This is a genomic window from Streptomyces sp. AMJ-169, from assembly GCF_055597585.1.
In genome coordinates, this window is sequence record NZ_JBVLTJ010000037.1 from 1 (window position 1) to 3,359 (window position 3,359).

The 3,359-nt window shown below is 57.5% G+C and carries 1 protein-coding gene and 1 other annotated feature; the gene reads right to left on the reverse strand.

Annotated features, from left to right (window positions below; all coding sequences use genetic code 11):
- Positions 1-206 (reverse strand): hypothetical protein (locus tag ACYUD3_RS38465; protein ID WP_470981154.1); only part of this gene is annotated, 206 nt, incomplete at its 3' end.
- 79 nt (positions 207-285) lie between these two features.
- Positions 286-3,359 (forward strand) — a sequence feature (most likely nonfunctional fraction of RNA operon).

Below are 3,359 nucleotides of genomic sequence, written 5' to 3' on the forward strand. Positions count from 1 at the left end.
GCACCGAGGAAATCGGATCGGAAAAAGATCTGATAGAGTCGGAAACGCAAGAACGAAGGGAAGCCCGGAGGAAAGCCCGCGAGGGTGAGTACAAAGGAAGCGACCGTTCCTTGAGAACTCAACAGCGTGCCAAAAATCAACGCCAGATTAGTTGATACCCCGTCTCCGGTCATCTGATCGGGACGAGGTTCCTTTGAAATAAACACAGCGAGGACGCTGTGAACGAGGGGATTATTCCTCCTCTCGTTCCGCTCTTAGTGTTGTGCACCCGATTACGGGTAAACATTCACGGAGAGTTTGATCCTGGCTCAGGACGAACGCTGGCGGCGTGCTTAACACATGCAAGTCGAACGATGAAGCCCTTCGGGGTGGATTAGTGGCGAACGGGTGAGTAACACGTGGGCAATCTGCCCTTCACTCTGGGACAAGCCCTGGAAACGGGGTCTAATACCGGATATCACTTCTGCCTGCATGGGCGGGGGTTGAAAGCTCCGGCGGTGAAGGATGAGCCCGCGGCCTATCAGCTTGTTGGTGAGGTAACGGCTCACCAAGGCGACGACGGGTAGCCGGCCTGAGAGGGCGACCGGCCACACTGGGACTGAGACACGGCCCAGACTCCTACGGGAGGCAGCAGTGGGGAATATTGCACAATGGGCGGAAGCCTGATGCAGCGACGCCGCGTGAGGGATGACGGCCTTCGGGTTGTAAACCTCTTTCAGCAGGGAAGAAGCGAAAGTGACGGTACCTGCAGAAGAAGCGCCGGCTAACTACGTGCCAGCAGCCGCGGTAATACGTAGGGCGCGAGCGTTGTCCGGAATTATTGGGCGTAAAGAGCTCGTAGGCGGCTTGTCACGTCGGATGTGAAAGCCCGGGGCTTAACCCCGGGTCTGCATTCGATACGGGCAGGCTAGAGTTCGGTAGGGGAGATCGGAATTCCTGGTGTAGCGGTGAAATGCGCAGATATCAGGAGGAACACCGGTGGCGAAGGCGGATCTCTGGGCCGATACTGACGCTGAGGAGCGAAAGCGTGGGGAGCGAACAGGATTAGATACCCTGGTAGTCCACGCCGTAAACGGTGGGAACTAGGTGTTGGCGACATTCCACGTCGTCGGTGCCGCAGCTAACGCATTAAGTTCCCCGCCTGGGGAGTACGGCCGCAAGGCTAAAACTCAAAGGAATTGACGGGGGCCCGCACAAGCAGCGGAGCATGTGGCTTAATTCGACGCAACGCGAAGAACCTTACCAAGGCTTGACATACACCGGAAACATCCAGAGATGGGTGCCCCCTTGTGGTCGGTGTACAGGTGGTGCATGGCTGTCGTCAGCTCGTGTCGTGAGATGTTGGGTTAAGTCCCGCAACGAGCGCAACCCTTGTCCCGTGTTGCCAGCAACTCTCTTCGGAGGGGTTGGGGACTCACGGGAGACCGCCGGGGTCAACTCGGAGGAAGGTGGGGACGACGTCAAGTCATCATGCCCCTTATGTCTTGGGCTGCACACGTGCTACAATGGCCGGTACAATGAGCTGCGATACCGTGAGGTGGAGCGAATCTCAAAAAGCCGGTCTCAGTTCGGATTGGGGTCTGCAACTCGACCCCATGAAGTCGGAGTTGCTAGTAATCGCAGATCAGCATTGCTGCGGTGAATACGTTCCCGGGCCTTGTACACACCGCCCGTCACGTCACGAAAGTCGGTAACACCCGAAGCCGGTGGCCCAACCCCTTGTGGGAGGGAGCTGTCGAAGGTGGGACTGGCGATTGGGACGAAGTCGTAACAAGGTAGCCGTACCGGAAGGTGCGGCTGGATCACCTCCTTTCTAAGGAGCATATNCGTGAGGGAATGGTGAAAAGTACCGCGGGAGCGGAGTGAAATAGTACCTGAAACCGTGTGCCTACAAGCCGTGGGAGCGTCGGAATGTGCTTGCACATTCTCGTGACTGCGTGCCTTTTGAAGAATGAGCCTGCGAGTTTGCGGTGTGTTGCGAGGTTAACCCGAGTGGGGTAGCCGTAGCGAAAGCGAGTCCGAACAGGGCGGTTGAGTAGCACGCTCAAGACCCGAAGCGGAGTGATCTAGCCATGGGCAGGTTGAAGCGGAGGTAAGACTTCGTGGAGGACCGAACCCACCAGGGTTGAAAACCTGGGGGATGACCTGTGGTTAGGGGTGAAAGGCCAATCAAACTCCGTGATAGCTGGTTCTCCCCGAAATGCATTTAGGTGCAGCGTCGTGTGTTTCTTGCCGGAGGTAGAGCACTGGATAGGCGATGGGCCCTACCGGGTTACTGACCTTAGCCAAACTCCGAATGCCGGTAAGTGAGAGCGCGGCAGTGAGACTGTGGGGGATAAGCTCCATGGTCGAGAGGGAAACAGCCCAGAGCATCGACTAAGGCCCCTAAGCGTACGCTAAGTGGGAAAGGATGTGGAGTCGCAGAGACAACCAGGAGGTTGGCTTAGAAGCAGCCACCCTTGAAAGAGTGCGTAATAGCTCACTGGTCTAGTGATTCCGCGCCGACAATGTAGCGGGGCTCAAGCGTACCGCCGAAGTCGTGTCATTGCAGCGTGTAGCCCCAACGGGTGCTGTGATGGGTAGGGGAGCGTCGTGTGCCGGGTGAAGCCGCGCCGGAAGGCAGTGGTGGACGGTTCACGAGTGAGAATGCAGGCATGAGTAGCGATTCACACGTGGGAAACGTGTGCGCCGATTGACTAAGGGTTCCTGGGTCAAGCTGATCTGCCCAGGGTAAGTCGGGACCTAAGGCGAGGCCGACAGGCGTAGTCGATGGATAACCGGTTGATATTCCGGTACCCGCTGTGAAGCGTCAAACATTGAATCAGGCGATGCTAAGTCCGTGAAGCCGTCCCGGAGCCTTCGGGCAAGGGGAAGTGGTGGAGCCGACGGACCAGACTTGTAGTAGGTGAGTGATGGGGTGACGCAGGAAGGTAGTCCATCCCGGGCGGTGGTTGTCCCGGGGTAAGGGTGTAGGACGAACGGTAGGCAAATCCGCCGTTCACATAGTCTGAGACCTGATGCCGAGCCGATTGTGGTGAAGTGGATGATCCTATGCTGTCGAGAAAAGCCTCTAGCGAGTTTCATGGCGGCCCGTACCCTAAACCGACTCAGGTGGTCTGGTAGAGAATACCGAGGCGTTCGGGTGAACTATGGTTAAGGAACTCGGCAAAATGCCCCCGTAACTTCGGGAGAAGGGGGGCCACGCCTGGTGATGGGATTTACTTCCTGAGCTGGGGGTGGCCGCAGAGACCAGCGAGAAGCGACTGTTTACTAAAAACACAGGTCCGTGCGAAGCCGTAAGGCGATGTATACGGACTGACGCCTGCCCGGTGCTGGAACGTTAAGGGGACCGGTTAGTC